23 protein-coding genes are annotated in these 23782 nt (G+C 56.5%); 14 read left to right on the top strand and 9 right to left on the bottom strand.

Annotated features, from left to right (window positions below):
• Positions 1–4: 4 nt before the first annotated feature.
• Entirely contained in the window at positions 5–1297 is a 1293-nt protein-coding gene (locus ACR3EJ_RS14505; RefSeq protein WP_010439425.1) for an O-acetylhomoserine aminocarboxypropyltransferase/cysteine synthase family protein, read from the bottom strand.
• Positions 1298–1369: 72 nt separating this feature from the next.
• Complete coding sequence (locus ACR3EJ_RS14500; RefSeq protein ID WP_170539138.1) at positions 1370–2365, bottom strand: hypothetical protein; 996 nt, start codon at positions 2363–2365, stop codon at positions 1370–1372.
• Between the two features lie 152 nt (positions 2366–2517).
• On the opposite strand from ACR3EJ_RS14500, the gene ACR3EJ_RS14495 reads away from it, so the two are divergent.
• The 4 genes from ACR3EJ_RS14495 (at position 2518) to ACR3EJ_RS14480 (ending at position 6547) form a co-directional block, all read left to right on the top strand.
• Positions 2518–3150 (top strand): cupin domain-containing protein, encoded by a 633-nt coding sequence (locus tag ACR3EJ_RS14495; RefSeq protein WP_170539140.1) that lies wholly within the window; start codon positions 2518–2520, stop codon positions 3148–3150.
• 159 nt (positions 3151–3309) lie between these two features.
• Positions 3310–4644: an NAD(P)-dependent oxidoreductase gene (locus ACR3EJ_RS14490; RefSeq protein ID WP_170539142.1), complete on the top strand. Its 1335-nt coding sequence runs from the start codon at positions 3310–3312 to the stop codon at positions 4642–4644.
• 45 nt (positions 4645–4689) lie between these two features.
• Positions 4690–5994 carry an NAD-dependent dihydropyrimidine dehydrogenase subunit PreA gene (gene preA, locus ACR3EJ_RS14485; protein ID WP_170539144.1) on the top strand — a complete coding sequence of 435 codons (1305 nt, stop codon included), beginning with the start codon at positions 4690–4692 and terminating at the stop codon, positions 5992–5994.
• A gap of 73 nt (positions 5995–6067) precedes the next feature.
• The gene (locus tag ACR3EJ_RS14480) at positions 6068–6547 is read left to right on the top strand and encodes a hypothetical protein (RefSeq protein ID WP_010439437.1); all 480 of its coding nucleotides are present in this window, start codon (positions 6068–6070) and stop codon (positions 6545–6547) included.
• Positions 6548–6550: 3 nt separating this feature from the next.
• Here the strand turns inward: ACR3EJ_RS14480 and ACR3EJ_RS14475 are convergent, their stop codons facing one another.
• A complete protein-coding gene (locus tag ACR3EJ_RS14475; protein WP_170539146.1) occupies positions 6551–7159 on the bottom strand; it encodes a TetR family transcriptional regulator C-terminal domain-containing protein in 609 nt (202 codons plus the stop codon).
• A gap of 169 nt (positions 7160–7328) precedes the next feature.
• Between ACR3EJ_RS14475 and ACR3EJ_RS14470 the strand changes: the two genes are divergently transcribed.
• From ACR3EJ_RS14470 to ACR3EJ_RS14425, 10 genes are all read left to right on the top strand, one after another.
• The gene (locus ACR3EJ_RS14470; RefSeq protein ID WP_170539148.1) at positions 7329–8579 is read left to right on the top strand and encodes a Zn-dependent hydrolase; all 1251 of its coding nucleotides are present in this window, start codon (positions 7329–7331) and stop codon (positions 8577–8579) included.
• Positions 8580–8672: 93 nt separating this feature from the next.
• Positions 8673–10127, top strand: a complete 1455-nt coding sequence (gene hydA, locus ACR3EJ_RS14465; RefSeq protein WP_170539150.1) for a dihydropyrimidinase — start codon at positions 8673–8675, stop codon at positions 10125–10127.
• A 55-nt stretch (positions 10128–10182) separates the two neighbouring features.
• Complete coding sequence (locus ACR3EJ_RS14460; RefSeq protein ID WP_170539153.1) at positions 10183–10980, top strand: ABC transporter ATP-binding protein; 798 nt, start codon at positions 10183–10185, stop codon at positions 10978–10980.
• On the top strand, positions 10980–11411 hold the full coding sequence (locus tag ACR3EJ_RS14455) for a GNAT family N-acetyltransferase (RefSeq protein WP_170539154.1): 432 nt from the start codon (positions 10980–10982) through the stop codon (positions 11409–11411). The genes ACR3EJ_RS14460 and ACR3EJ_RS14455 overlap by 1 nt, the downstream gene beginning before the upstream one ends.
• Complete coding sequence (locus ACR3EJ_RS14450; RefSeq protein WP_170539156.1) at positions 11408–12325, top strand: ABC transporter permease; 918 nt, start codon at positions 11408–11410, stop codon at positions 12323–12325. Before ACR3EJ_RS14455 ends, ACR3EJ_RS14450 begins: the two co-directional genes overlap by 4 nt.
• A complete protein-coding gene (locus tag ACR3EJ_RS14445) occupies positions 12322–13167 on the top strand; it encodes an ABC transporter permease (protein WP_170539158.1) in 846 nt (281 codons plus the stop codon). The genes ACR3EJ_RS14450 and ACR3EJ_RS14445 overlap by 4 nt, the downstream gene beginning before the upstream one ends.
• 60 nt (positions 13168–13227) lie before the next feature.
• Positions 13228–14217, top strand: a complete 990-nt coding sequence (locus ACR3EJ_RS14440) for an ABC transporter substrate-binding protein (protein ID WP_010439453.1) — start codon at positions 13228–13230, stop codon at positions 14215–14217.
• Between the two features lie 155 nt (positions 14218–14372).
• Positions 14373–15086, top strand: coding sequence for an ABC transporter permease (locus tag ACR3EJ_RS14435; protein WP_170539160.1), 714 nt, complete (start codon positions 14373–14375; stop codon positions 15084–15086).
• Entirely contained in the window at positions 15079–15813 is a 735-nt protein-coding gene (locus ACR3EJ_RS14430; RefSeq protein ID WP_170539162.1) for an ATP-binding cassette domain-containing protein, read from the top strand. The genes ACR3EJ_RS14435 and ACR3EJ_RS14430 overlap by 8 nt, the downstream gene beginning before the upstream one ends.
• A gap of 22 nt (positions 15814–15835) precedes the next feature.
• Positions 15836–16651, top strand: coding sequence for an extracellular solute-binding protein (locus ACR3EJ_RS14425; RefSeq protein ID WP_170539164.1), 816 nt, complete (start codon positions 15836–15838; stop codon positions 16649–16651).
• 39 nt (positions 16652–16690) lie between these two features.
• Here the strand turns inward: ACR3EJ_RS14425 and ACR3EJ_RS14420 are convergent, their stop codons facing one another.
• From ACR3EJ_RS14420 to ACR3EJ_RS14395, 6 genes are all read right to left on the bottom strand, one after another.
• Positions 16691–17563, bottom strand: a complete 873-nt coding sequence (locus ACR3EJ_RS14420; RefSeq protein ID WP_170539166.1) for a helix-turn-helix transcriptional regulator — start codon at positions 17561–17563, stop codon at positions 16691–16693.
• Entirely contained in the window at positions 17564–17689 is a 126-nt protein-coding gene (locus tag ACR3EJ_RS14415) for a hypothetical protein (RefSeq protein ID WP_480423021.1), read from the bottom strand.
• Between the two features lie 13 nt (positions 17690–17702).
• Positions 17703–18965, bottom strand: a complete 1263-nt coding sequence (locus ACR3EJ_RS14410) for a c-type cytochrome (RefSeq protein WP_170539168.1) — start codon at positions 18963–18965, stop codon at positions 17703–17705.
• Entirely contained in the window at positions 18966–20174 is a 1209-nt protein-coding gene (locus tag ACR3EJ_RS14405; RefSeq protein WP_170539171.1) for a formate dehydrogenase subunit gamma, read from the bottom strand.
• A 73-nt stretch (positions 20175–20247) separates the two neighbouring features.
• A complete protein-coding gene (gene fdh3B, locus ACR3EJ_RS14400) occupies positions 20248–20841 on the bottom strand; it encodes a formate dehydrogenase FDH3 subunit beta (protein ID WP_010439472.1) in 594 nt (197 codons plus the stop codon).
• Between the two features lie 11 nt (positions 20842–20852).
• On the bottom strand, positions 20853–23747 hold the full coding sequence (locus tag ACR3EJ_RS14395) for a formate dehydrogenase subunit alpha (RefSeq protein WP_170539173.1): 2895 nt from the start codon (positions 23745–23747) through the stop codon (positions 20853–20855).
• Between the last annotated feature and the right edge of the window lie 35 nt (positions 23748–23782).

Below are 23782 nucleotides of genomic sequence, written 5' to 3'. Positions count from 1 at the left end.
CTGTTCAGGCGCTCGCCTTGGACAGCGCTTGATCCAGATCGGCGATCAGATCGTCTGCGTCTTCGATGCCGATGGAGACGCGCACGACTCCCGGGCCTGCGCCTGCAGCTTCCTGCTGCTCAGGCGTCAACTGACGATGGGTCGTCGAGGCAGAGTGGATGATCAGCGAGCGCGCATCGCCCAAGTTGGCCACATGACTGAAGATTTCCAACGCGTTGACCAGCTTGATGCAGGCGTCATATCCGCCCTTGACCGCAAATGTGAACAGCGCACCGGCCCCGCGCGGGTAATGCGCTTTGACCCGATCATGATAAGGCGACGAGGGAAGGCCTGCATAGGTCACGTAGTCCACGCGATCATCCGCTTCCAGCCAGGCGGCGATCTTCTGGGCGTTTTCGACATGGCGCTCCATCCGCAGTGAGAGTGTCTCGATCCCCATAAGGGTATAATGTGCTGCCTGCGGGTTCATGGTCATACCCAGATCGCGCAGACCGATTGCAATGCCGTGGAAAGTGAAGGCCAGCGGGCCGAAAGTCTCGTGGAATTTCAGCCCGTGATACGCAGTCTCGGGCTCGCTGAGCGAGGGGAATTTGTCATTCGCAGACCAGTCAAACTTACCCGAATCCACGATGCAGCCGCCGGTGACCGTGCCGTTACCGGTCAGGTACTTGGTGGTTGAATGCACGACCAGAGTCGCGCCATGCTCGATCGGACGGCACAGGTAGGGCGTGGCCGAGGTGTTGTCGACGATCAGCGGGATGCCAGCCGCGTCTGCGACGTCCGCAAGCGCGCGGATGTCAGTGACATAACCGCCAGGGTTGGCGATGGATTCGCAGAACACCGCGCGGGTGTTTTCGTCGATGGCGGCTTTTACGGCGTCCAGATCGTCGGTGTCGACGAATTTGGCTGACCAGCCGAAACGTTTGATGGTCTGGCTAAACTGCGTGACCGTACCCCCGTACAGGCGGGTTGAGGCGACCACGTTGCAGCCCGGACCCATCAGTGGGAATAGCGCCATGATCTGCGCCGCGTGACCCGAGGAACAGCAGACAGCGCCGACGCCGCCCTCAAGCGTTGCCACGCGTTCCTGCAAAACGGCGACGGTCGGGTTGGTCAGTCGCGAATAGATGAACCCCACTTCCTGCAAGTTGAACAATGCAGCAGCATGGTCGGCATCGCGAAACACATAGGCCGTAGTCTGGTAGATCGGTGTCTGACGCGCGCCGGTAGCGGGGTCGGGGCGGGCCCCGGCGTGAATCTGCAACGTGTCGAAACCATAGGTGGGGCCATCAGACATCTTCGAAATCTCCTGTTGGAATGTGCGTTGGTAAATCTCTAGGACATTGCTTTGCACCACACAACGTCCACGTCACCGCAGCCAAAGTCCCTTGGCCTTGATGGTCTTGCGTATGACCTGTTCGCGAGCTGGTAGGTTGTTTCTGTCGAACATTGCCCGGATTTTTGCGCCTTTGCGCTGGATCACCAATTTCTTCATCGGATCATAGCCTTTGAGCACCTTCTTGATCTTGTTGGGTGCCACAACGGTCTCTAGCACCTCGACCACATGATCGCTTTCTCGTGCATAGAGCATCGGAAACAGGTGATAATGGCAGCTGACTGACCCATCCAGCAGACCTTTTGGCAGCGCATCCCGACCACCGCCGAACGAGTGGATGACCAGCGGCAATGCCACCTGATCCAGCCAGGGGTCTAGGACCTGCCCGGTGAGTTCGGGGATACCTTCGTCCCGAATGGTACGGGCGTAATCAAGATACCGCCGACCAAACTGGTGAGGGCATTTGTAGAAGAAGTATCCCGCATTGAAATACAGGTAGTGTCGCCAATATCCCGGTGGCTGTCTGGAATCGAGCGAGCTTTCGAAATCCAGCCCGAAGCGGTCATAAAGCGCGCGCCAGATGCCGTCATAACCGGGGCCATAAAGTGTGGGCTTCGGCCATGTGCCCTCGACACGGAGCGAGGCGCCGGGCCGGTTGAAATCAAATGGTACATCGGCAATTTCACCGGTGATCAATGTATCGGTGTCGAAGAAGACAAATGGCTCGCCTTTCGGCATCGCCAGTAGCGCTTCGATCTTGTTGCCGTGGGGATAGCTTGCTCCAAAGATTTGCGATTCGAAGGGCAGGATCTCAGCACCCAATTGCCGCAAGGCTTGCAACACGTCCTCATCCTGAATGCTCGGGTCTTGGGACCACAAGGGGCCTTTCTGAGGAACGCCAACAATTAAACGTCCGGTAAATCCGGGTGAGCTATGGCGCAGCGATGCCGCAAACAATAGTGCCTCGTATTGCAGACGGTTGTTTTGCCCGATGATGAGGATGTTGAACGTCGTTGGGCTTGCCTGCATCTTTTCGCGCTTTCTAAACGGGCCGGAATTGGGCACCGGTCTCGACCGGAAGTACAACAAGCTGTGAAGGGCGTCAAAACCCCAAACATGACCGGTTTGCAAATCCGGCTCGTGCTCCCATCTAATGTGACAGCAACGCAGGAGGATTGCAGATGCGCGTCAATGCAGATTTCACACAGCGGGTCGCTGTCCACTTTGATCAAACCGCATGGGTCGCGTCACCGGCTGCCGGCGTTGAACGCAAGATGCTGGACCGCATTGGCGAGGAAGTGGCGCGGGCCACAACCATCGTGCGTTTTGCCCCTGGCAGCGCATTTTCGGCGCACACCCATGACGGAGGCGAGGAATATCTGGTGCTGGATGGTGTGTTTCAGGATGAAACCGGAAATTTTCCGGTCGGCAGCTATGTGCGTAATCCTCCGACTTCATCCCACACTCCTTCGGCCAACGAAGGCGCGACGATCCTCGTCAAGCTTCACCAGTTCGACCCCAAAGACCGCACCGAAGTGCGTCGTTCCATCAACGGGGGCGGAGATATCGATTTGTTCAAGGATGCGCATGAGGATGTTCAGGTGCAATGCTGGGCTGCTGGTGAGCAAATTGAACTGGACTCTGGCAAGGGGCTTGAGGTCTTCGTTCTCGAAGGCAGCTTTATCGAGACAGGCGAAGAATTTGGTGTTTGGGATTGGCTGCGATTACCACCTGGATCACGCTCGACAGCCATCGCAGGAGAGAGTGGAGCCCGTGTTTGGATCAAATCCGGCCACCTAAGTGGGATGATCTGACACCAAACGTGCTAACAATGTGGGCAATTATTAAGGAAATCCGGGTCATTTTTCCCGGATTTCTATTTTTTTGACCATTTGGTAAATTTACCAATTGATAAAAAATCAGAATGTGGCAAGCTGAAGCTCATAACAAACATATCTACAGGGAGTAGAGTGATGGCACAGGGCCAGATGGCACCCGGGATCGTCTCCGGGCGGCTTTCCAGCGATGAGCTGACCTCGAATTTCACCGATCTGCATCCGCCTCTGGCTCCGCATGAGGCAGCCGTGGCAGCAGATCGTTGCTATTTCTGCTATGACGCACCATGTGTGACGGCCTGTCCGACGGATATCGATATTCCGTTGTTCATCCGCCAAATTCAGGCCGGACAACCAGCTGCGGCCGGACAGACCATTCTGGAACAGAATATCCTAGGCGGCATGTGTGCTCGGGTTTGTCCGACCGAGTCTCTTTGTGAAGAGGCTTGCGTGCGTGAGACGGCCGAAGGCAAGCCAGTCGAGATTGGACGCCTGCAGCGTTATGCAACCGACGATGTGATGGCCTCGGGCGTTCATCCGTTCGCGCGTGCAGAACCAACGGGCAAGACGGTCGCCGTGGTCGGGGCAGGGCCCGCTGGTCTGGCCTGTGCCCACCGTCTGGCGATGCTGGGGCATGATGTGGTGATCCACGAAGGCAAGCCCAAGCCGGGCGGGCTGAACGAATACGGCATTGCGGCGTACAAATCGACCAACGACTTTGCGCAGGCCGAGGTCGACTGGCTGCTGAAAATCGGTGGGATCGCGATTGAGACCGACTCAGTTCTGGGTGAGACGATTTCACTAGAAGGGCTGCAACAGAACTATGACGCTGTGTTCCTGTCGATCGGACTGGCAGGGGTGAATGCGCTACGTGCAGATGGGGTAGATAAAGACGGGGTGCGCCCGGCGGTCGACTTTATCTCGGATGTGCGGCAGGCCAGCGACCTGGCTGATCTCCCAGTCGGTCGGAATGTCGTTGTGATTGGCGGCGGCATGACAGCAGTAGACGCGGCAGTGAAATCGAAGCTGCTGGGGGCAGAGCATGTCACCATCGCCTATCGCCGAGGTCGCGACGCAATGGGTGCCAGCCGGTACGAACAGGATTTGGCGGCGTCGCACGGTGTTCGTATTCTGTGCAACGTTCAACCTGTGGCCATTCACGGAAATGGAGCCGCGGCTGAGATCGAATTGGAGTATACTGCTAGTCATGATGGTCGACTGACCGGTACAGGAGAAACCGTTCGTGTTCCTGCCGATCAGGTTTTTAAGGCCATCGGTCAGACGCTTGACGGTGCGCCGGAAGGGCTAACGCTGGATGGCAATAAGATTGCTGTAACCGGGGCAGGACGCACCTCGATTACCGGTGTGTGGGCTGGCGGAGACTGTGCAGCAGGTGGCGAAGACCTGACCGTTACCGCAGTGGCCGAGGGCCGCGATGCAGCGATGGATATCCATGCTGCTCTGAGCGCGTGAAACTCAAAGACAAAGGTGCAGAACTGCATCAGGGAGGCCGGATAAATGGCTGATTTAACATCAAACTTTCTGGGAATTTCAAGTCCAAACCCTTATTGGTTGGCCTCCGCGCCACCGACGGATAAGGAATACAATGTTCGCCGCGCTTTCGAGGCCGGTTGGGGCGGTGTGGTATGGAAGACTTTGGGGTCCGAAGGCCCTCCGGTCGTGAACGTAAATGGGCCGCGTTATGGCGCGATCTACGGGGCGGACCGCCGGTTGTTGGGGCTCAACAACATTGAACTGATCACCGACCGGCCACTTGAGGTGAACCTTGAGGAAATGGCCCGTGTTAAGGCCGACTACCCAGATCGCGCCCTGATCGCCTCGATCATGGTGCCCTGTGAAGAGGCCGCTTGGAAGGCCATTCTGCCGCGCGTGGCTGAAACTGGCGCGGATGGGATCGAGCTGAATTTCGGTTGCCCACATGGGATGAGCGAGCGCGGCATGGGTTCGGCCGTAGGACAGGTGCCGGAATACATCGAAATGGTGACCCGGTGGTGCAAACAGTATTACGACCGCCCAGTTATTGTGAAACTGACGCCGAACATAACCGATATCCGCAAACCCGCAGCGGCAGCTAGGAACGGCGGTGCGGATGCGGTGTCGCTGATCAACACGATCAACTCGATTACCAGTGTAAATCTAGATACGTTCAGCCCCGAACCATCGATTGACGGCAAAGGCAGCCATGGTGGCTATTGTGGTCCGGCGGTGAAGCCGATTGCCTTGTCCATGGTGTCCGAGATTGCGCGTGCCGAAACCACGCGTGGCCTGCCGATCTCGGGCATCGGCGGCGTGACCACTTGGCGCGACGCTGCCGAGTTTATCTCGCTTGGTTGTGGTAATGTTCAGGTCTGCACCGCAGCAATGACCTATGGCTTTAAGATCATCGACGAACTGACTGCAGGCTTGTCAGAATGGATGGACGAGAAAGGCTATACCAGCATCGATCAGGTGATCGGCCGCGCGGTGCCCAATGTCACTGACTGGCAATATTTGAATCTCAACTACATCGCAAAAGCGAAAATTGATCAGGACCAGTGTATAAAGTGTGGCCGCTGCTATGCCGCCTGCGAAGACACCAGCCATCAGGCGATTTCGATGTCGGCAGATCGGGTATTCGAAGTCATCGATGAAGAATGCGTTGCCTGCAACTTGTGTGTAGATGTCTGCCCGGTCGAAGGCTGTATCTCGATGGAGCCAATGGCGGCCGGAGAGGTTGATCCGCGCACGGGCAAAGTGGTTAATCCCGAATATGCCAACTGGACAACGCATCCGAACAATCCGATGGCCAAGGCCGCCGAGTAAGAGATACCGGAATCCCGCTACAACCGGTTCGGTGATACACTGCCGCTGACGGACAGGATCAAAGGAGCATGTCATGTCAGCGGCACCAATGGGTCGGAACAAGGGTGGCAACCGGGTCACAAAGCTTGATCGGGATACATCCAAGAAGAATGTCGCCCTTTCCAAAGCGAAACAGCGCGACGCGCTTGCGGCAAAAAATTTCGTGAAACATCAAAAGCAGGTCAAAAAGGATCTGGAACAACTGATCAAACTTCGGCGCTCGATCGAAGAGATGCTCAAGAAGCTGAAAGAGGACCGGCAACTGGATCAGAGATTTCTGAACCAAGTTACGAAAAAGGTTAAATCTCTTAAGGACTTTAGCACATTCATCAAAGCATCCGAACGTGAGCATTCGGTAGGTGTTCAGCAGCCCAAGATGTACACCGCAATTGTACGGGATGCCGGAAAAGTACCCAAAATCAATACAGTCAATACAATGGGCGACTTGACCATAATTCTGGCCATGACCATCGTGATTTTGAAGCGTATTCTGGCCCTGAAACCGGCGAAGTAACGTCTACGGCGTTAGAAGTTTGCGATAGAGTGTATCAACGAAAGTCTCAGCGCCTTCAAAAGGATCTTCGTCGCCCAAGATTGCGCGAACCTGCACGTCAAAATCTGCATAATGCTGAGTCAGCGCCCAGACTGAGAAAATCAAATGATAGGGATGCAGGCGCGCAATCTTTCCCTGATCCATCCAACGGGTAAGGATGGCGGTTTTTTCATCGACCAGCTTCTTGAGATCGCTGGATAAAGCATTGTGAATGCGGGGCGCTCCCTGAACCAGTTCATTTGCAAACAGGCGGCTTTCGCGGGGGAGGTCGCGACTCATCTCAAGCTTTCGGCGGACGTAAGATAAGATCTCTTCCAGCGGCTCTCCGTTTTCGTCAAGCTCGTACAAAGGTGCCAACCATACCTCAAGTAAGCCAGTTAGAAGGGCGTTGTGAATCGCTTCTTTTGACGGGAAGTAATAGAGTAGATTGGGTTTGCTCAATCCCGCCTCGGCGGCGATTTGGTCAACGGTGGCCCCGCGATATCCATGTGCAGAGAACACATTCAGGGCAGCGTCCAGAATCGCTGCTCGGTTTTTTTGCTGAATCCGTGTTGGCGCGCGGTCCTTGGGCATGTTTCCCTGTGCCTATTTTTGGTTTTCTGCGTGGCGGATATGTCGAAAATTTCGGCAATACCATGCATTTTCTTGACTGATGTCGAACCCGTGATAGCGTGAGTTTGACCAGATGGTCAAATCAAGACACCAAAAGCGAGCTAAATCGCAAGCAACAGGGAAGAACAAGATGGCAGCTCCGGCGCAGAATCTCAGGATCAATGGCGACAGGCTATGGGACAGCCTGATGGAGATGGCCAAGATCGGGCCCGGTGTGGCGGGTGGCAATAATCGCCAGACGTTGACTGATGAGGATGCCGAAGGACGCGCATTGTTTCAAAAGTGGTGCGAGGACGCGGGTTGCACCATGGGATTGGATCAGATGGGTAACATGTTTGCCCATCGAGAAGGCGCTGATCCTGAAGCGTTGCCGGTATATGTTGGGTCGCATCTGGATACGCAGCCGACTGGCGGCAAGTATGATGGTGTTTTGGGCGTGCTTGGCGGGTTGGAGATCATTCGAACCCTGAACGATCTAGGCATCAAGACCAAGCACCCCATTGTCGCGACCAACTGGACCAACGAAGAGGGGACGCGATACGCCCCCGCGATGTTGTCTTCGGGCGTATTCGCCGGAATGCACACGCAGGATTGGGCCTATGATCGTGAGGATGCCGAGGGCAAAAAATTCGGGGATGAGTTGAACCGCATCGGCTGGCGCGGTGATGAAGAGGTGGGTGCGCGCAAGATGCACGCGTTCTTCGAGCTGCACATCGAACAGGGCCCCATACTGGAAGCCGAGGGCAAGGATATCGGTGTTGTCACGCATGGCCAGGGGCTAAGCTGGACCCAAGTCACAGTGACTGGCAAGGATGCGCATACCGGGTCTACTCCGATGCCGATGCGTAAGAATGCCGGGCTGGCAATGGCACGTATTCTTGAGAAAGTGGATGAGATTGCGTGGTCACATGCGCCTCATGCCGTTGGTGCGGCGGGTCATATCGACGTGTACCCGAACTCGCGCAATGTGATCCCGGGAAAGGCGGTGTTTACGGTCGATTTCAGATCACCCGAATTGGATGTAATCACCGATATGGAGAACCGGCTGCGTGTCGCGGCAGAGGATATCGTCAATGAGATGGGACTGCAGATCGAATTCGAGAAGGTTGGCGGTTTTGATCCGGTGAAGTTTGATGAAGGTTGTGTGGCGGCGGTGCGCGACGCGGCTGAACGGTTGGGTTATTCCCATACGGATATCATTTCAGGCGCGGGACATGATGCCTGCTGGATCAATCGAGTTGCCCCGACAGCGATGGTGATGTGCCCCTGCGTGGATGGGTTGAGCCACAACGAAGCCGAAGAGATCAGTAAGGATTGGGCTGCAGCCGGGGCGGATGTTCTGTTGCATGCGGTCGTCGAGACGGCTGGGATCGTGGAGTAGGGGGGCTCTGCCCCCGTCGCCCGATGGGCGACTCCCCCGGGATATTTTTAGCCAGATGAAGCAAGCGGCGCAGACCGCATCAGGGAGTTTAACATGAGCACTGTGATCAAGAACGGAACCGTTGTGACCGCTGATCTGACCTATAAGGCGGACGTGAAGGTTGAAGGTGGCGTGATTACTGAGATTGGGCCGGACCTGCGAGGTGATAAGGAGCTGGATGCGTCGGGCTGTTATGTGATGCCGGGTGGAATCGATCCTCATACGCATCTTGAGATGCCGTTCATGGGGACCTATTCCAGCGATGATTTCGAAAGCGGGACGCGCGCAGCGCTGGCAGGCGGGACCACGATGGTGGTGGATTTTGCGCTGCCCAATCCGGGTGAAAGCTTGTTGGACGCGCTGAAACGCTGGGACAACAAGTCAACGCGTGCAAACTGTGATTATTCGTTCCACATGGCGGTGACCTGGTGGGGTGAGCAGGTGTTTGATGACATCAAAACTGTCATCGAGACCCGCGGCATCAACACCTTCAAGCACTTTATGGCCTATAAAGGCGCGCTGATGGTGAACGATGATGAACTTTTTGCCTCGTTCAAACGTCTTGCGGAGCTAGGTGGCACTGCGATGGTCCATGCCGAGAATGGCGATGTGGTTGCTGAGCTGAGTGCGAAGTTGTTGGCCGAAGGAAATACAGGGCCAGAAGCGCATGCCTATTCCCGTCCACCGCAGGTGGAAGGCGAGGCAACCAACCGGGCGATCATGATCGCAGATATGGCAGGTGTGCCGCTCTATGTGGTGCATACCTCCTGCGAAGAGGCGCATGAGGCCATTCGGCGCGCCAAGATGCAGGGCAAGCGTGTATGGGGCGAGCCGTTGATCCAACACCTGACATTGGATGAAAGCGAGTACTTCCACCACGATTGGGAACATGCGGCACGTCGGGTTATGAGCCCTCCGTTCCGGAACAAGCAGCATCAGGACAGCCTTTGGAATGGTCTACAGTCTGGAACGTTGAGCGTTGTGGCCACGGACCATTGTGCGTTTACGACTGAGCAGAAACGATATGGCGTGGGCGATTTCACCAAAATCCCGAACGGGACCGGAGGGTTGGAAGATCGGATGCCGATGCTATGGACCCATGGGGTGAATACCGGGCGTCTGACGCCGAATGAGTTCGTGGCTGTTACTTCAACTAACATCGCCAAGATATTGAATTGCTACCCGAAAAAAGGCGCAATTCTTGTGGGCGCGGATGCTGATTTGGTTGTTTGGGACCCGGACAAGGCCAAGGTAATCTCGGCCGAGACACAGCAATCCTCCATCGACTACAACGTCTTCGAGGGCAAAGAGGTGCGCGGGTTGCCGCGGTTCACGCTGACCCGCGGTGCGGTGGCCGTACATGATGGTGAGATTCAGACTCAGGAAGGGCACGGGAAGTTCGTGGCGCGTGAGTCCAATACCCATGTGAACAAGGCGCTGAGCACCTGGAAAGAGTTGACAGCGCCCCGGCCTGTTGAGCGGACAGGTATACCGGCAACGGGTGTGTAAATCCCTTGGGTCGCCTTTCCGGCGGCCCGGGTCTGAGCTTCTTCAAGGCAATGGAATGAATACAGAAAATACTACTCAGCCCGTTATTGAGGCAAGGCAGCTGGATCTTACATTTCAGACGAATGATGGGCCTATTCATGCGCTGAAAGATGTGAACTTGTCGATTGGCAAGGGGGAGTTTGTCAGTTTCATCGGCCCTTCCGGCTGTGGCAAAACCACTTTCCTGCGCTGCATCGCGGCGCTTGAGACACCGACGGGCGGGTCTTTGACCGTAAATGGTATGGCCCCGGATGAGGCGCGGAGAAACCGGGCTTACGGGTATGTGTTTCAGGCGGCGGGGCTGTATCCATGGCGAACGATTGCGAAGAATATCAAGCTGCCGCTTGAGATTATGGGTTATTCGTCTTCTGAGCAGGATGAACGGGTTAAAAAGGTCTTGGAACTTGTTGATCTTGAAGGGTTTGGGGGCAAATTCCCCTGGCAGCTATCAGGAGGCATGCAGCAGCGGGCCAGCATTGCGCGAGCCCTGGCCTTTGATGCAGACATCTTGCTGATGGATGAACCGTTCGGTGCTTTGGATGAGATTGTGCGCGACCATCTGAACGAACAGCTCTTGGCGCTGTGGGCTCGGACCGAGAAGACCATCGGCTTCGTGACCCACTCGATTCCCGAGGCGGTGTATCTCAGCACCAAGATCGTGGTTATGAGTCCGCGGCCTGGTCGGATCACGGATGTAATCGATAGTCCTCTGCCGAAAGAGCGGCCATTGGATATCCGCGATACGCCCGAGTTTATCGAAGTTGCTCATCGCGTGCGCGAGGGGCTGAGGGCCGGTCATGGGGATGATGTTTGATGGCGGGTGACGGCATCAGACGGGCATCTTTGGATGATGTGAAAGATTGCGCGCGGATCATTTGGACCTGGGCGAAGCAGACGGGCTGGATGCCCGATGAAATGCCGCAAGAGGAACTGGCGGGCCTGATCCGTGAGGCGTTTCCCAACCGGGACGTCTGGGTCGCCGGAGATCCGCCTGATTGTTACATGTCGGTTGATCCGGTCGAGAACAAAGTGGGCGCGCTTTATTGTCTGCGGACGGGACGGGGTGTCGGCAAACGGTTGTTGGATAAGGCGAAGGAAGGGCGCGACCATCTTTGGCTAACGACGCATGAGCCCAATGTGGACGCGCAGCGGTTCTATCGTCGCGAAGGGTTTATCGAGACGGGACGGGAGCCTCCGGTGCCGCCTGACACGGTACCTGTCATTCGGATGGAGTGGCAGGCATGAAGCAATTTATTGCAGTCCTCACTGTCCTCGCGGCCATTGTTATCGTGTGGTACGCGGCCTGTATCCCGATGAATATCAAAGGGGTTCTGACTGAACAGGAGCGTGCGGGGGCCGAAGTCCAGCCGCCCTCAGCCAAAGATCGCCGAGACATGGGTGAGATCGGTCTGGCCTTGAATAACTCTTTCGCCATACCAGCGACATGGGAGCAAGAGCGTCCGCGCCTTCCAGCGCCCCATCAGGTCGCGATTGAAATGTGGGAGACCACGGTTCAGAAGAAAATCACCTCAAAACGCTCGCTGATCTATCATGGTTGGGTCACGTTAAGTGCCACAATGCTAGGTTTCGTTATCGGGACCGGGCTGGGCATTCTGCTTGCCGTTGGAATTGTGCACAGCCGGGTGATGGACTTGTCGGTGATGCCTTGGGCGATTGTTAGCCAGACCATCCCGATCATCGCGCTGGCACCGATGATCATCGTAGTTCTGTATTCGGTTGGCGTTCAGGGGATCATTCCCAAGGCCATTATTTCGGCTTACCTGAGTTTCTTCCCTGTCGTCGTCGGCATGGTGAAAGGGCTGCGTAGCCCTGATGCCATGCAGTTGGATTTGCTGCGAACCTACAATGCCAACCGCTCGCAGGGGTTCTGGAAACTGCGTCTGCCGGCCTCGATGCCCTATCTGTTTACATCGCTGAAAATTGGCGTCGCTGCGTCTTTGGTAGGGGCTATCGTTGGAGAATTGCCAACCGGGGCCGTTGCCGGGTTGGGAGCACGTCTGTTGGCGGGAAGCTACTATGGGCAGACGGTGCAGATCTGGTCGGCGCTGTTTGCCGCGGCAATTCTCGCCGCCTGTCTGGTCGGGCTGCTGGGTCTTATCGAGCGGACGGTCCTGAAACGGATGGGGATGGCACAATGATACCTATTCTTGGAGCAATCGGTGTCTGGTTATTGGGCTGGTGGTTGAATAGCCGTCTGGCCAGTGGACCCTATTCCGACACACGGATGGTGCGGTTTCTTGCGCCTTTGATCTTCGGCCTAACGGTCATTGGCATCTGGGAGCTGGTCGTGCGCGGCCTTGAGGTGCCATTGGTCATCTTACCAGCTCCGTCTGTCATCTGGGTTCGCTTCTGGGACAGCCTGCCCACACTTTGGGCAGACTTTGTGCAAACGATCATCAAGGGCGCTTTGAGTGGATATCTCATCGGATGTGGCTCGGCCTTCCTGATGGCGATTGCCGTGGATCGATGGGATTTCCTGCGCCTCGGGCTGCTTCCTGTCGGAAACTTCGTCGCAGCACTGCCGATCGTGGGCACAGCGCCTATTCTGGTAATGTGGTTCGGCTTCGACTGGCATTCTAAGGCGGCCGTTGTCGTAGTGATGGTGTTCTTCCCAATGCTGGTGAACACAGTCGCGGGGCTGCGCGAAGCCACTGCGATGCAGAGGGATTTGATGGAGACCTATGCGGCCACCTATTGGCAAAGCTTTCTTAAACTGCGCCTGCCTGCCGCGATGCCATTCATATTCAACGGATTAAAGATTTCTACCACACTCGCCCTGATCGGCGCTATCGTGGCTGAGTTCTTTGGCTCACCCACCTTGGGCATGGGCTTTCGGATATCCACCAGCGTTGGGCAATTGTCGCTGGATATGGTGTGGGCCGAGATCGTGGTCGCGGCGCTGGCAGGGACGGCTTTCTATGGCCTTGTGGCGATGATCGAAAAGGCGGTGACCTTTTGGCATCCCTCGCAGAGAGGATAAATGGAGTAATTCAACAGACCCCACAAACGGGGCAAACATAAGCAACTAGGAGATATGATGATGAAGAAGCTACTCAGCGGGGCGGTTGCCGCCTTTAGCCTGGCAGCCAGTGCGGCACTTGCTGCGGATGAGGTGACGCTGCAATTGAAGTGGGTCACGCAGGCCCAGTTTGCAGGCTACTATGTGGCGAAGGACAAGGGGTTCTATGAAGAAGAGGGGCTGGACGTTACAATTCTACCCGGTGGTCCCGACATTGCACCCACTCAGGTGATTGCAGGCGGTGGTGCAGACGTGACGGTTGAATGGATGCCAGCCGCGCTGGCCGCGCGTGAAAAGGGTCTACCTCTGGTAAACATCGCACAGCCCTTCAAAAGCTCTGGTATGATGCTCACTTGCTGGAAGGATGCTGGAATTGCTGCTCCCGAGGACCTGAAGAACCGTACTTTGGGTGTTTGGTTCTTTGGCAACGAATTCCCGTTCATGAGCTGGATGAGCCAGCTGGGTATCAGCACCGATGGCAAAAGCGACAGCGGTGTCGAAGTTCTTAAGCAAGGCTTTAACGTCGATCCGTTGCTCCAGCGCCAGGCCGATTGCATTAGCACTATGACCTACAATGAGTACTGGCAGGTCATCGATGCCGGTGTCACGCCCGAGGAACTGGTGACCTTCAAATATGAAGATCAAGGCGTCGCCACGCTTGAGGATGGCCTCTATGTGCTTGAGGAAAACCTGAGCGATGCGGCCTTTGCCGACAAGATGGAGCGTTTTGTCCGTGCCTCAATGAAAGGCTGGAAATACGCTGAAGAGAATCCGGATGAGGCTGCTGAGATCGTGCTTGAAAATGATGCAACCGGTGCCCAGACCGAAGAGCATCAGAAACGCATGATGGGTGAGATTGCCAAGCTGACCGCAGGGTCGAATGGTGCTCTGGACCCGGCAGATTTCAATCGTACGGTTGAGACGCTGCTGGCTGGTGGTTCCGATCCGGTTATCACCAAGCAGCCTGATGGTGCTTGGACACACCAGATCACGGATGCTGCGCTGAACTAAGTTCAGCGACACGCGCAACTCTAAACGCGGTCCCATTGGGGCCGCGTTTTCTATTGTAGATGCCAGATTCGTGCCTGTACTTACTGCTTGAAACGTATAGTATTTCACAGAAAATACCGGCATTTAGTGACGCCGTAAAATACACCAGGTAAAAAATGCAGAATTTTGCGTCAGAATTCAATCAAGCGATCTCGTTGATCCTGAATGGGGATGCCGAGTTGTGGGCGATTGTTCTGTTGTCGCTGCGTGTTTCGGTATTTGCGGTGTTGATTTCGGCAGTCATTGGAATGCCTGTCGGGGCGGCATTGGCAGTCGCCCGATTTCCAGGGCGGCGCGCGCTTATCATTTTGATGAACGCTCTGATGGGATTGCCACCGGTTGTGGTCGGATTGCTGGTTTACTTGATGTTGTCCCGATCTGGCCCATTGGGTGTGCTGGAACTGCTCTACACACCTACCGCCATGATCATAGCGCAAGTGGTTCTGGTGACACCGATCATGGCCGCGCTTACCCGTCAGGTGGTTGAAATGCTGGCCGAGGAATATTCCGAACAGCTCCGCTCGCTTGGGGTATCGCGGTTTGCCTCGGTTCCGGTGTTATTGTGGGACGCACGGTTGGCGCTGGTTACCGCTTTGTTGGCTGGGTTTGGCCGGGCGATTGCCGAGGTTGGCGCGGTGATCATAGTGGGTGGAAACATCAATCACGTCACACGCGTGATGACGACCACGATCGCTCTTGAAACCTCCAAAGGTAACCTTGCGCTGGCGCTGGCCTTGGGGGTGATCCTGATCGGCTTGGCCGTGGCGGTAAACGCGATGGTCAGTGCGCTGACACTTCGTGCCGAGCGGGAAGGGCTGCGCCATGCGTGATGTCGTGACCGGGGCGCTGGGTATTCTGGACGTGAGCGGCCTGAGTATTGCACGTAATGGCAAGGCATTGCTGGACGTCGCGCACCTTTGTCTGGATGGTCCGGGCCCGACCCTTATTCTTGGACCGAATGGGGCGGGTAAAAGTCTGCTGCTGCGTTGCCTGCACGGACTGATACAACCAGATCGGGGACGGGTTTGTCAGAACGGTGCTGTGTTGAATGCCCGCCACAAGGCACGACAGGCGATGGTATTTCAAAGCCCTGTTTTGCTGCGCCGTTCTGTTGCTGCCAATCTGGACTTTGTTCTGAAACGGCGATCCATGCCGCGCGCGGAAAGGAAGCATCGTATCGAAGCCTTGCTGGACGAGGGCGGGTTAGGTGGCAAGGCACGCCAACCCGCGCGTTCGCTTTCCGGTGGTGAGGCGCAAAGGCTCGCAATATTGCGCGCATTGGCCTTGGACCCCGAGACGTTGTTTTTGGATGAACCCACCAGCGCACTGGATCCCAGTGCAACGCAGATTATCGAACGGATGATCCTGCGCGCTTCTGAGCGGAGCGTACGCATCGTTATGGTGACGCATGACATTGGACAAGCACGCCGGTTGGCGTCTGACATAGTGATGATGCAAGCAGGGCGAGTTGTTGAACACGGTAAAGCAATGCAGGTTCTGGAAGCACCAGAAAGCGACGAGTCGCGCCGGTATCTGGCCGGCGGCCTCGTTACCTGATTTATACAGATGGAGAAATGGGATGATCCCTGATTTCATTCGGGCATCAATTGTTGCGCTTGGGCTAACCGCTGGCGCAAGTTTAGCGGAAGAACCCTTTATTATCGTGCAGTCAACGACCTCTACTCAAAACTCGGGTTTGCTGGATTATATCTTGCCCGGGTTTGAAGCCGAAACCGGTATTGACGTGCGGGTTGTGGCTGTTGGAACTGGTCAAGCGATCCGAAATGCAATCAACGGGGATGGTGATGTCCTGTTGGTTCATTCCAAAACAGCCGAAGAGCAGTTCGTTGCTGATGGTTGGGGGGTTGAGAGGTTCGATGTCATGTATAATGACTTTGTTCTCGTCGGCCCGAAATCTGACCCGGTCGAGGTCAAGGGCGATACCGATATCATCGCAGCCCTTGCGGCAGTGGCCAGCTCCAAAGCGCCCTTCGTTTCGCGCGGCGACGACAGCGGAACCCACAAGGCCGAGATGCGTTTTTGGATGGTGACAGATATCGATCCGACAGTTGCGTCGGGAACATGGTATCGCGAGGCCGGAGCGGGCATGGGCGCATCGCTGAATATCGCTAGCGGAATGGGCGCTTATATCCTGACGGATCGCGCAACATGGCTTTCGTTTGGAAATCGAGGTGATTTGGAAATCCTGGTTGAAGGCGATCCTCGAATGTTCAACCAATATGGTGTGATACTGGTGAACCCAGAGAAGCACTCAAAAGTTCGTGCAACTTCGGGGCAGAGGTTCATTGATTGGTTGATTGGCCCTGATGGTCAGGCGGCGATTGAATCCTATGAGTTGGATGGGCAGCAGATGTTCTTTCCGAACGCAAAATGAATTTCATCTTTGGCAATTGTCATTGGAAAAATGGAAAGATCAGCCACTTGCGCCGTTGTGGTGAATCTGGCCCAGATACCTGAGGTCATATCCGCCCAGGTCGGTAGCGCGTTCAGAGAAACGCTCGGATTGCAGGAACTGGATCAAAGTCTGCATCGGCGGCTCAAAGAAAGCGCGTCGCCAGATGGCAAGATCTAACCGTTCAGAGTGAGTGGGCACAAAGCTCAGCCCATAAGGACCCGCAAGTGCACCGAGGCCGAACCCGGCTTCTGCTTTGCCATCCCGTACGGCAATCGCCAGTTCTTCTTCAGTGCGGGCGCAGATCGGGAGGGCATTCAGATCCTCTCGGCCGAGCCCATGCTTGCCAAGCTCTGCGTCGAACAGATGCTGACTGGCGGCACTGTCCTGTCGCAGGATGACGCGGCGGCCTTTCAAGTCCTGAATACCAGAGATTTCAGGTGTGCCAGTCGCAAGCAGCAGGCCGCGCTGCCGATGCGCGATTTGGTAGAGGATCACCGGAGCGTTGCCCATTTTGTCGCGCAAAGACTTGGTGTTAAAGCCTTCGGGTTCATGGATATGCAGCGCAGCCGCTTGTGCTGTGCGGTCGGATAGGCGGTTCAGCCCGTCAAATGAACCGTCATAGTAGGTGGCCAGCCCCGAGCCACTTTCCCTCAGCGCCCAATCCAGCAGCGGATCATGGCTGCCGGCGACGATGGGGGGCAGAGGCGGTTCCGCCACCTGCGGACCAGAGCGCGAAGCATTGAGCCACGCGATGATCTCAGCCTTAGGGAACAGCAGTTTTCCCATTGCCCGCACGCAAGGGATTTCACCAGAGGATGCCAGATCATAGGCTTTCCGCTCACCAATGCGCAGCAGATCCGCCAATTCGCGGGTTGTCAGGTATTGCGACATTCAGTCTAGGCGCACAGAAGAGCCGGAACCCGACGCTGCAGCGCTGAATCCGATCTTGTCCAGCACGATCGGCGCGGCTGCGGTAATGACGATCATCGCAACGACGGCGGAAAGGAAGGCTTTCATTGTTTCCTCCGGCTCAGTTTTCGGGTGCCGTGGCGTGTCGTAGAAAGGTGACCAGATCAATGCGGTCTTGCGACCCGCTAATCCGCTGCATTGGCATCTTTGATCCCGGAATGTAATGATCCGGGCCCTTGTCGAAAAGAGCGTTTATCGTCTCTTCATCCCAAATGATATCAGAAGTTTGCAGTGTATCTGAATAAAGATAGTCCGGTACTGTCCCTGCTTTGCGTCCAAACACCCCATACAGGGTTGGACCCGCGCGCCGCTGGTCATCCGGTGAAAGGCTATGACAGATTGAGCATTTGCGGGCAAATTGGCGTTCCCCGTTTCCCATCTCGTTCGGGTTCTTCAGGAAACTGGGTTCGGCCGCCGCCATCTGCTCGCGGTCTTCCGAGGCCGCGATCGGCCAGCTATACATCGCTTCGTCAATTCCGCCAGCATGAATATTTTGCCCATCGTTCGAAAAAGCCAGAGCCCAGACAGGCCCGCGTAGCGTAGCCCTGAAATCTTGCGAGATACGCCAGTTCAGGGTGTCGATGACCATGATAAAACCTTCACCATCACCGACAGCGAGAAGGCTTCGATCAGGGCTGAGGGCAAGCGCCAGTATCGGCCTTCGGTCCAGGGTGAAATCGCGTTCCTCGCCGGTTGCCAGGTCAAGGATGCGGGTGACGCCATCGACGGCACCGTATGCGATCCAGTTGTCGATAGAATTCAAGACCAACCTGTTCACGCCGAACCCGTGCTCGATAAGGCGATCCACCTCCTGACCGCTCGCGACATCCCAGAGGCGGACTGAACCATCGACACCCGCCGAATAAAGCTGTGACCCATCAGCAGTGAATTCCACGGCGTTTACCCCGCTGCCCGTTGGCCCGAGCAACATAGGTTCTGACCCATCGACCGGCCAAAGCCCGATCATTCCGTCCCAGCTTGCCGTAGCGACATGAGTTTTTGATGCAGCGAGCCCGACGATCTTTCCTTTGTGTCGTCCAACGATTTCGCCTCCGGGCCAACGGCGTAGCGTAAAATCATCACCAGCTGAATAGATTGCGGTACCGTTAAACACGACAGTGTTGACGGCAGCTTCATGGCCTTCCAGCCATTCCGGGGTCTGTCCGGTCCACAGGCCAACCGAATTGTCAAAACTCGCCGTTGCAATGCGCCCGTCTTGTGCGATTGCGATCCCCATGATCGGCCCGCCATGGCCTTTGAGCGTGAAGAACTCGGACCAAGCGGGCAGGGGGATCAAGCCAAGCGTCAGAACCAGCCAGCGCATTTATTCAGCGGGTGAGGCCGCCGCTTTGCTGGCCTCTTTTTCCTGCACCTCTTCCAGCCACAGCGAGTGATGCTCGCGCGCCCATTGCTCTTCGACTTCACCAGTGCCCATGGCGTCAAAAGCACCTTCCATGCCGACTGAGCCGAGGTAGATATGGGCTATGATGATCGCGATGAACACATATGCCACCATGACGTGCCAAACCTGAGCATATTGCATCTCTTCCTGTGGCGACATCTGTACGGGCAGATTCAAGCCCAGCATCTGCGGAATGCCGGTTGCGTTGGCGATTTGGAATGTCTTTGCGAACATCGGCAGCTCAAACGGGAACAGCAACGAAAGGCCCGACAAGCTGATCGAGGCGCCGAGTAGTATGCAGGCCCAGAAAATCACCTTTTGACCTGCGTTGAACTTCTTTGCGGGCGGGTGGCTGTTTTTGGTGAACAAACCACCTCCGGCTGCGAGCCACTTCAGGTCTGTCTTGTTGGGTATGTTATGTGAAATCCAGTTCAAGGTGACGATGATCAGACCAAGCATGAAGGCCCAGGCGAGGTTGTTATGTAGCCATTTACCCCCCTGAGCGATGGTGGCGAATCCTTCCTTGCCGAAGATCGGGATCAGGAAGTCACGGCCATAAAGCGCCAGTAGGCCGGTGATGCCAAGGATCAGGAATGAACCGGCAAATAACCAATGTCCGAACCGTTCGAAACTATTGAACCGCAGGACCTTGCGCCCGGTCTTTTCGCCATCAATGCGGATTTTTCCGCGGATCAGGAAGAACAGAACGATGACCGCAATCATTCCCGCGATGATGTATGTACCGTATTCGCGCAATGGCCCGGTACGGAAACTCAGCCACCACATACCGCCATCTTGAATCAAAACGCTGTCTGCTGGTCCATGGGATGAAACGGTTACATCTGCCGATCCATAGCGCAGCGCGCGATAGACATCGCTGTCTGAGGCGACGCCGCGCGTGCCAATTTGCCCGAGCAGACCTTCCACATTGCCCTGTCCGGTATTTTCCAACCGATAGCTGTTGTCGACCTTCTCGCCGCGCTGTCGGGCCAGAATGTCCTCAAGCGTTGTCGCTCCGCCGGTCGAAGCGCGTTCATTCGTGGTTGCGGGTGCCTCAGCATCGTTGGTTTGGGCAACGGAAGCGTGGACCAGCCCGATGGTGAACAGCAATGCGAAGAATAAGCGGAACATCTGAACCTCGGTCAAAATCCCTGATCAGGCGACCCACGGATGCGGGTCGCCTGTTTGGTTCATGAAAGCGGAGTTATCCGTCTTTCTGGTCGTAGGCTGTACCCCAACCCCAAGCGCCCGAGCCGAATCCGCGCGCCACTACGCGTTCGCGGTAAACGGCAGACACCACGTCGCCGTCACCGGCAAGCAGGGCTTTGGTGGAACACATCTCGGCGCAGATCGGCAGTTTGCCTTCGGCGATCCGGTTGCGACCGTATTTGGCGAACTCCGCGGTCGAGTGCGTTTCCTCGGGGCCGCCAGCACAGAAGGTACATTTGTCCATCTTGCCGCGCGATCCGAAGTTGCCCGCCTGCGGATATTGCGGCGCGCCGAAGGGGCACGCGTAGAAGCAATAGCCGCAGCCAATGCACAGGTCTTTGGAGTGCAGGACGACCCCTTCTTCGTTCTGATAGAAGCAGTCGACCGGGCACACCGCCATGCAAGGCGCATCCGAACAATGCATACAGGCCACCGAGATCGAGCGTTCGCCCGGGTTACCATCATTGATCGTTACCACCCTGCGGCGGTTGATACCCCATGGCACTTCGTGCTCGTTCTTACACGCGGTTACGCAGGCGTTGCACTCGATGCAGCGTTCAGCGTCGCAGAGAAACTTTGCTCTAGCCATTATCGTCCTCCTTACGCTGCCCAGATTTTGCAGAGAGTACACTTGGTCTCTTGCATCTGGGTCACTGAATCATAGCCATAGGTCTGGGCGGTGTTGGTACTTTCACCCAGCACATAGGGGTCTGCACCGGCGGGATATTTGTGCCGCTGGTCTTCGCCCTGGAAATGGCCGCCAAAGTGGAATGGCATGAAGGCGACACCGGCACCAACCCTGTTGGTCAGCATCGCCATCACCTTGACCTTGCCACCCTCAGGACCTTCGACCCAGACCTGTGATCCGTCCCGAATACCAAGGTTGTTGGCATCGCGCGGATTGATCTCGACGAACATGTCCTGCTGAAGCTCGGCCAGCCACGGGTTCGACCGCGTTTCATCACCGCCGCCTTCATATTCGACCAGACGACCTGACGTTAGGATTATCGGGTAATCCTTTGAAAAGTCGTTCTTTTGGATCGAAGCATAAAGCGTGGGCAGGCGATATGCATGCCGGTCCTCGTAGGTCGGATAGTCCGCCACCAGATCGCGACGCGGCGTGTAAAGCGGCTCGCGATGCAGTGGGATCGGATCCGGGAAGGTCCAGACAACCGCGCGGGCTTTGGCGTTCCCGAAGGGCGCACAGCCATGGGCGATTGCAACCCGCTGGATACCGCCGCTAAGGTCGGTCTTCCAGTTGGTTTTCTCGCCCGCAACAGCGTCAATGGCCGCGCGTTCTTCTGCGGTTAGATCGCCGTCCCAGCCAAGATCCATCAGCATCTGCATCGTAAATTCGGGATAACCATCCTGAATTTCCGATCCAACGCTATAGACCCCTTCGGCCAGCAGGTTGTCGCCGTCACGTTCCACGCCGAATCTGGCGCGGAAGGTCAGGCCGCCTTCGGCCACCGGTTTGGACATGTCATAGAGGTTTGGTGTCCCTGTATGACCCATCTCAGCGGTACCCCAGCAGGGCCACGGTAGACCGTAATACTCACCGTCGTTTGGTCCACCAATGGCTTGCAGCGTGGTCCTGTCGAAGGTGTGCTGGTTGGCCATATGGCTTTTCAGACGTTCCGGCGACTGACCGGTATAGCCGATGGTCCAGAGACCCGAGTTGAACTCACGCGTGATGCTTTCAACATTCGGGGTTTCGGGATCTTCCATCTCGATATTGCGGAAGAACCGGTCTGCCCAGCCAAACTTGTTGGCGAACTTGGCCATGATGACCTCGTCCGGCAGGCTTTCGAACAACGGATCAACCACCTTGTCGCGCCACTGCAACGACCGGTTCGATGCCGTGACCGAGCCACGGGTTTCGAACTGCGTACAAGCAGGCAACAGATAGACGCCGTCAGTACGGTCGTGCAGAACGGCCGAAACTGTTGGATACGGGTCGATCACGACCAGCATGTCCAGCTTCTCCATCGCCGTCTTCATTTCCGTCATCCGGGTCTGTGAATTGGGCGCGTGTCCCCACAGAACCATGGCGCGGACATTGTTGTCCTGGTCCATGTTGGCCGGGTCTTCCAGAACGCCGTCGATCCAACGAGAGACCGGGATGCCGCGCTCATTCTGAAGCGGTTTATCCTTGCCTTCCTTGTCCTTGATCGTGGCGAATTGGCCTGCGAGCCATTCGGGCTCTTCACCCCAAACGCGCGCCCAGTGACCCCATGCGCCTTTCGACAGACCATAGTAGCCGGGCAGGGTGTGGGACAGAACACCAAGGTCCGTCGCGCCTTGCACGTTGTCATGGCCACGGAAGATGTTGGTGCCACCACCCGTGGTGCCCATGTTTCCAAGTGCCAGCTGAAGCACACAGTAGGCGCGGGTGTTGTTGTTGCCGTTGGTATGCTGAGTACCACCCATGCACCAGACGACTGTACCTGGACGGTTGTTCGCCATTGTGCGGGCAACGCGCTTCAATTGCGATCCCGGAGTTCCAGTAACGCGTTCCACCTCATCCGGGTTCCAATTAGCAACCTCTTCGCGAATCTGGTCCATGCCCCAGACACGGGTGCGGATGAACTCTTTGTCTTCCCAACCGTTGTCGAAGATGTGCCACAGGATACCCCAGATCAGCGCCACGTCTGTGCCGGGGCGGAAGCGGACATACTCATCCGCATGCGCTGCCGTGCGTGTAAAGCGCGGATCGCAGACGATCAGCGGGGCGTTATTCTGCTCTTTTGCGCGCAGAATATGCAGCAGTGAGACAGGGTGTGCCTCGGCCGGGTTGCCGCCGATGATGAAGATCGCCTTGCTGTTGTGCATGTCATTGTACGAATTGGTCATGGCGCCGTAGCCCCATGTATTCGCAACACCCGCAACAGTGGTTGAGTGGCAGATACGGGCCTGGTGATCCACGTTGTTCGTGCCCCAGTAGGCAGCGAACTTGCGGAACAGATAGGCCTGTTCGTTGTTATGCTTTGCAGAACCCAGCCAATACACGCTGTCTGGCCCGGATTCCTCGCGGATGCTCATCATGCCGTCGCCGATCTCGTTGATCGCCTCTTCCCAGCTGATGCGCTTCCACTCGCCGCCTTCCTTTTTCATCGGATACTTGAGGCGGCGCTCGCCATGGGCGTGCTCGCGGACCGAGGCCCCCTTGGCGCAGTGTGCGCCCAAATTGAACGGGCTGTCCCAGCCGGGTTCCTGCCCGATCCAGACGCCGTTCTGTACCTCGGCTACGACCGTGCAGCCGACCGAGCAGTGAGTGCATACGGATTTGATATTCTCAACGGCGGTGTTTGCCGCTGTCTGGGCGCTGGCAGGCGTCACGGTTCCACCCGTGGCGCTGATCGCGGCAAGGCCGCCGATCGTCAGGCCCGAGCCACGCAGGAATGCGCGGCGATCGACGGTTTTCTCGCCGACCTGGGACAGGATACTTGTCCGCTGGGGGCGTCTCGCAACCCCGTTGGTCTTTTTCCTAAGCATTTCTTTCCTCCCTTGCGCGCCGTGTAAGCCACGGC

The organism is Ruegeria sp. AB11, assembly GCF_056536325.1.
This window is presented reverse-complemented; position numbering and strand designations above follow the sequence as displayed.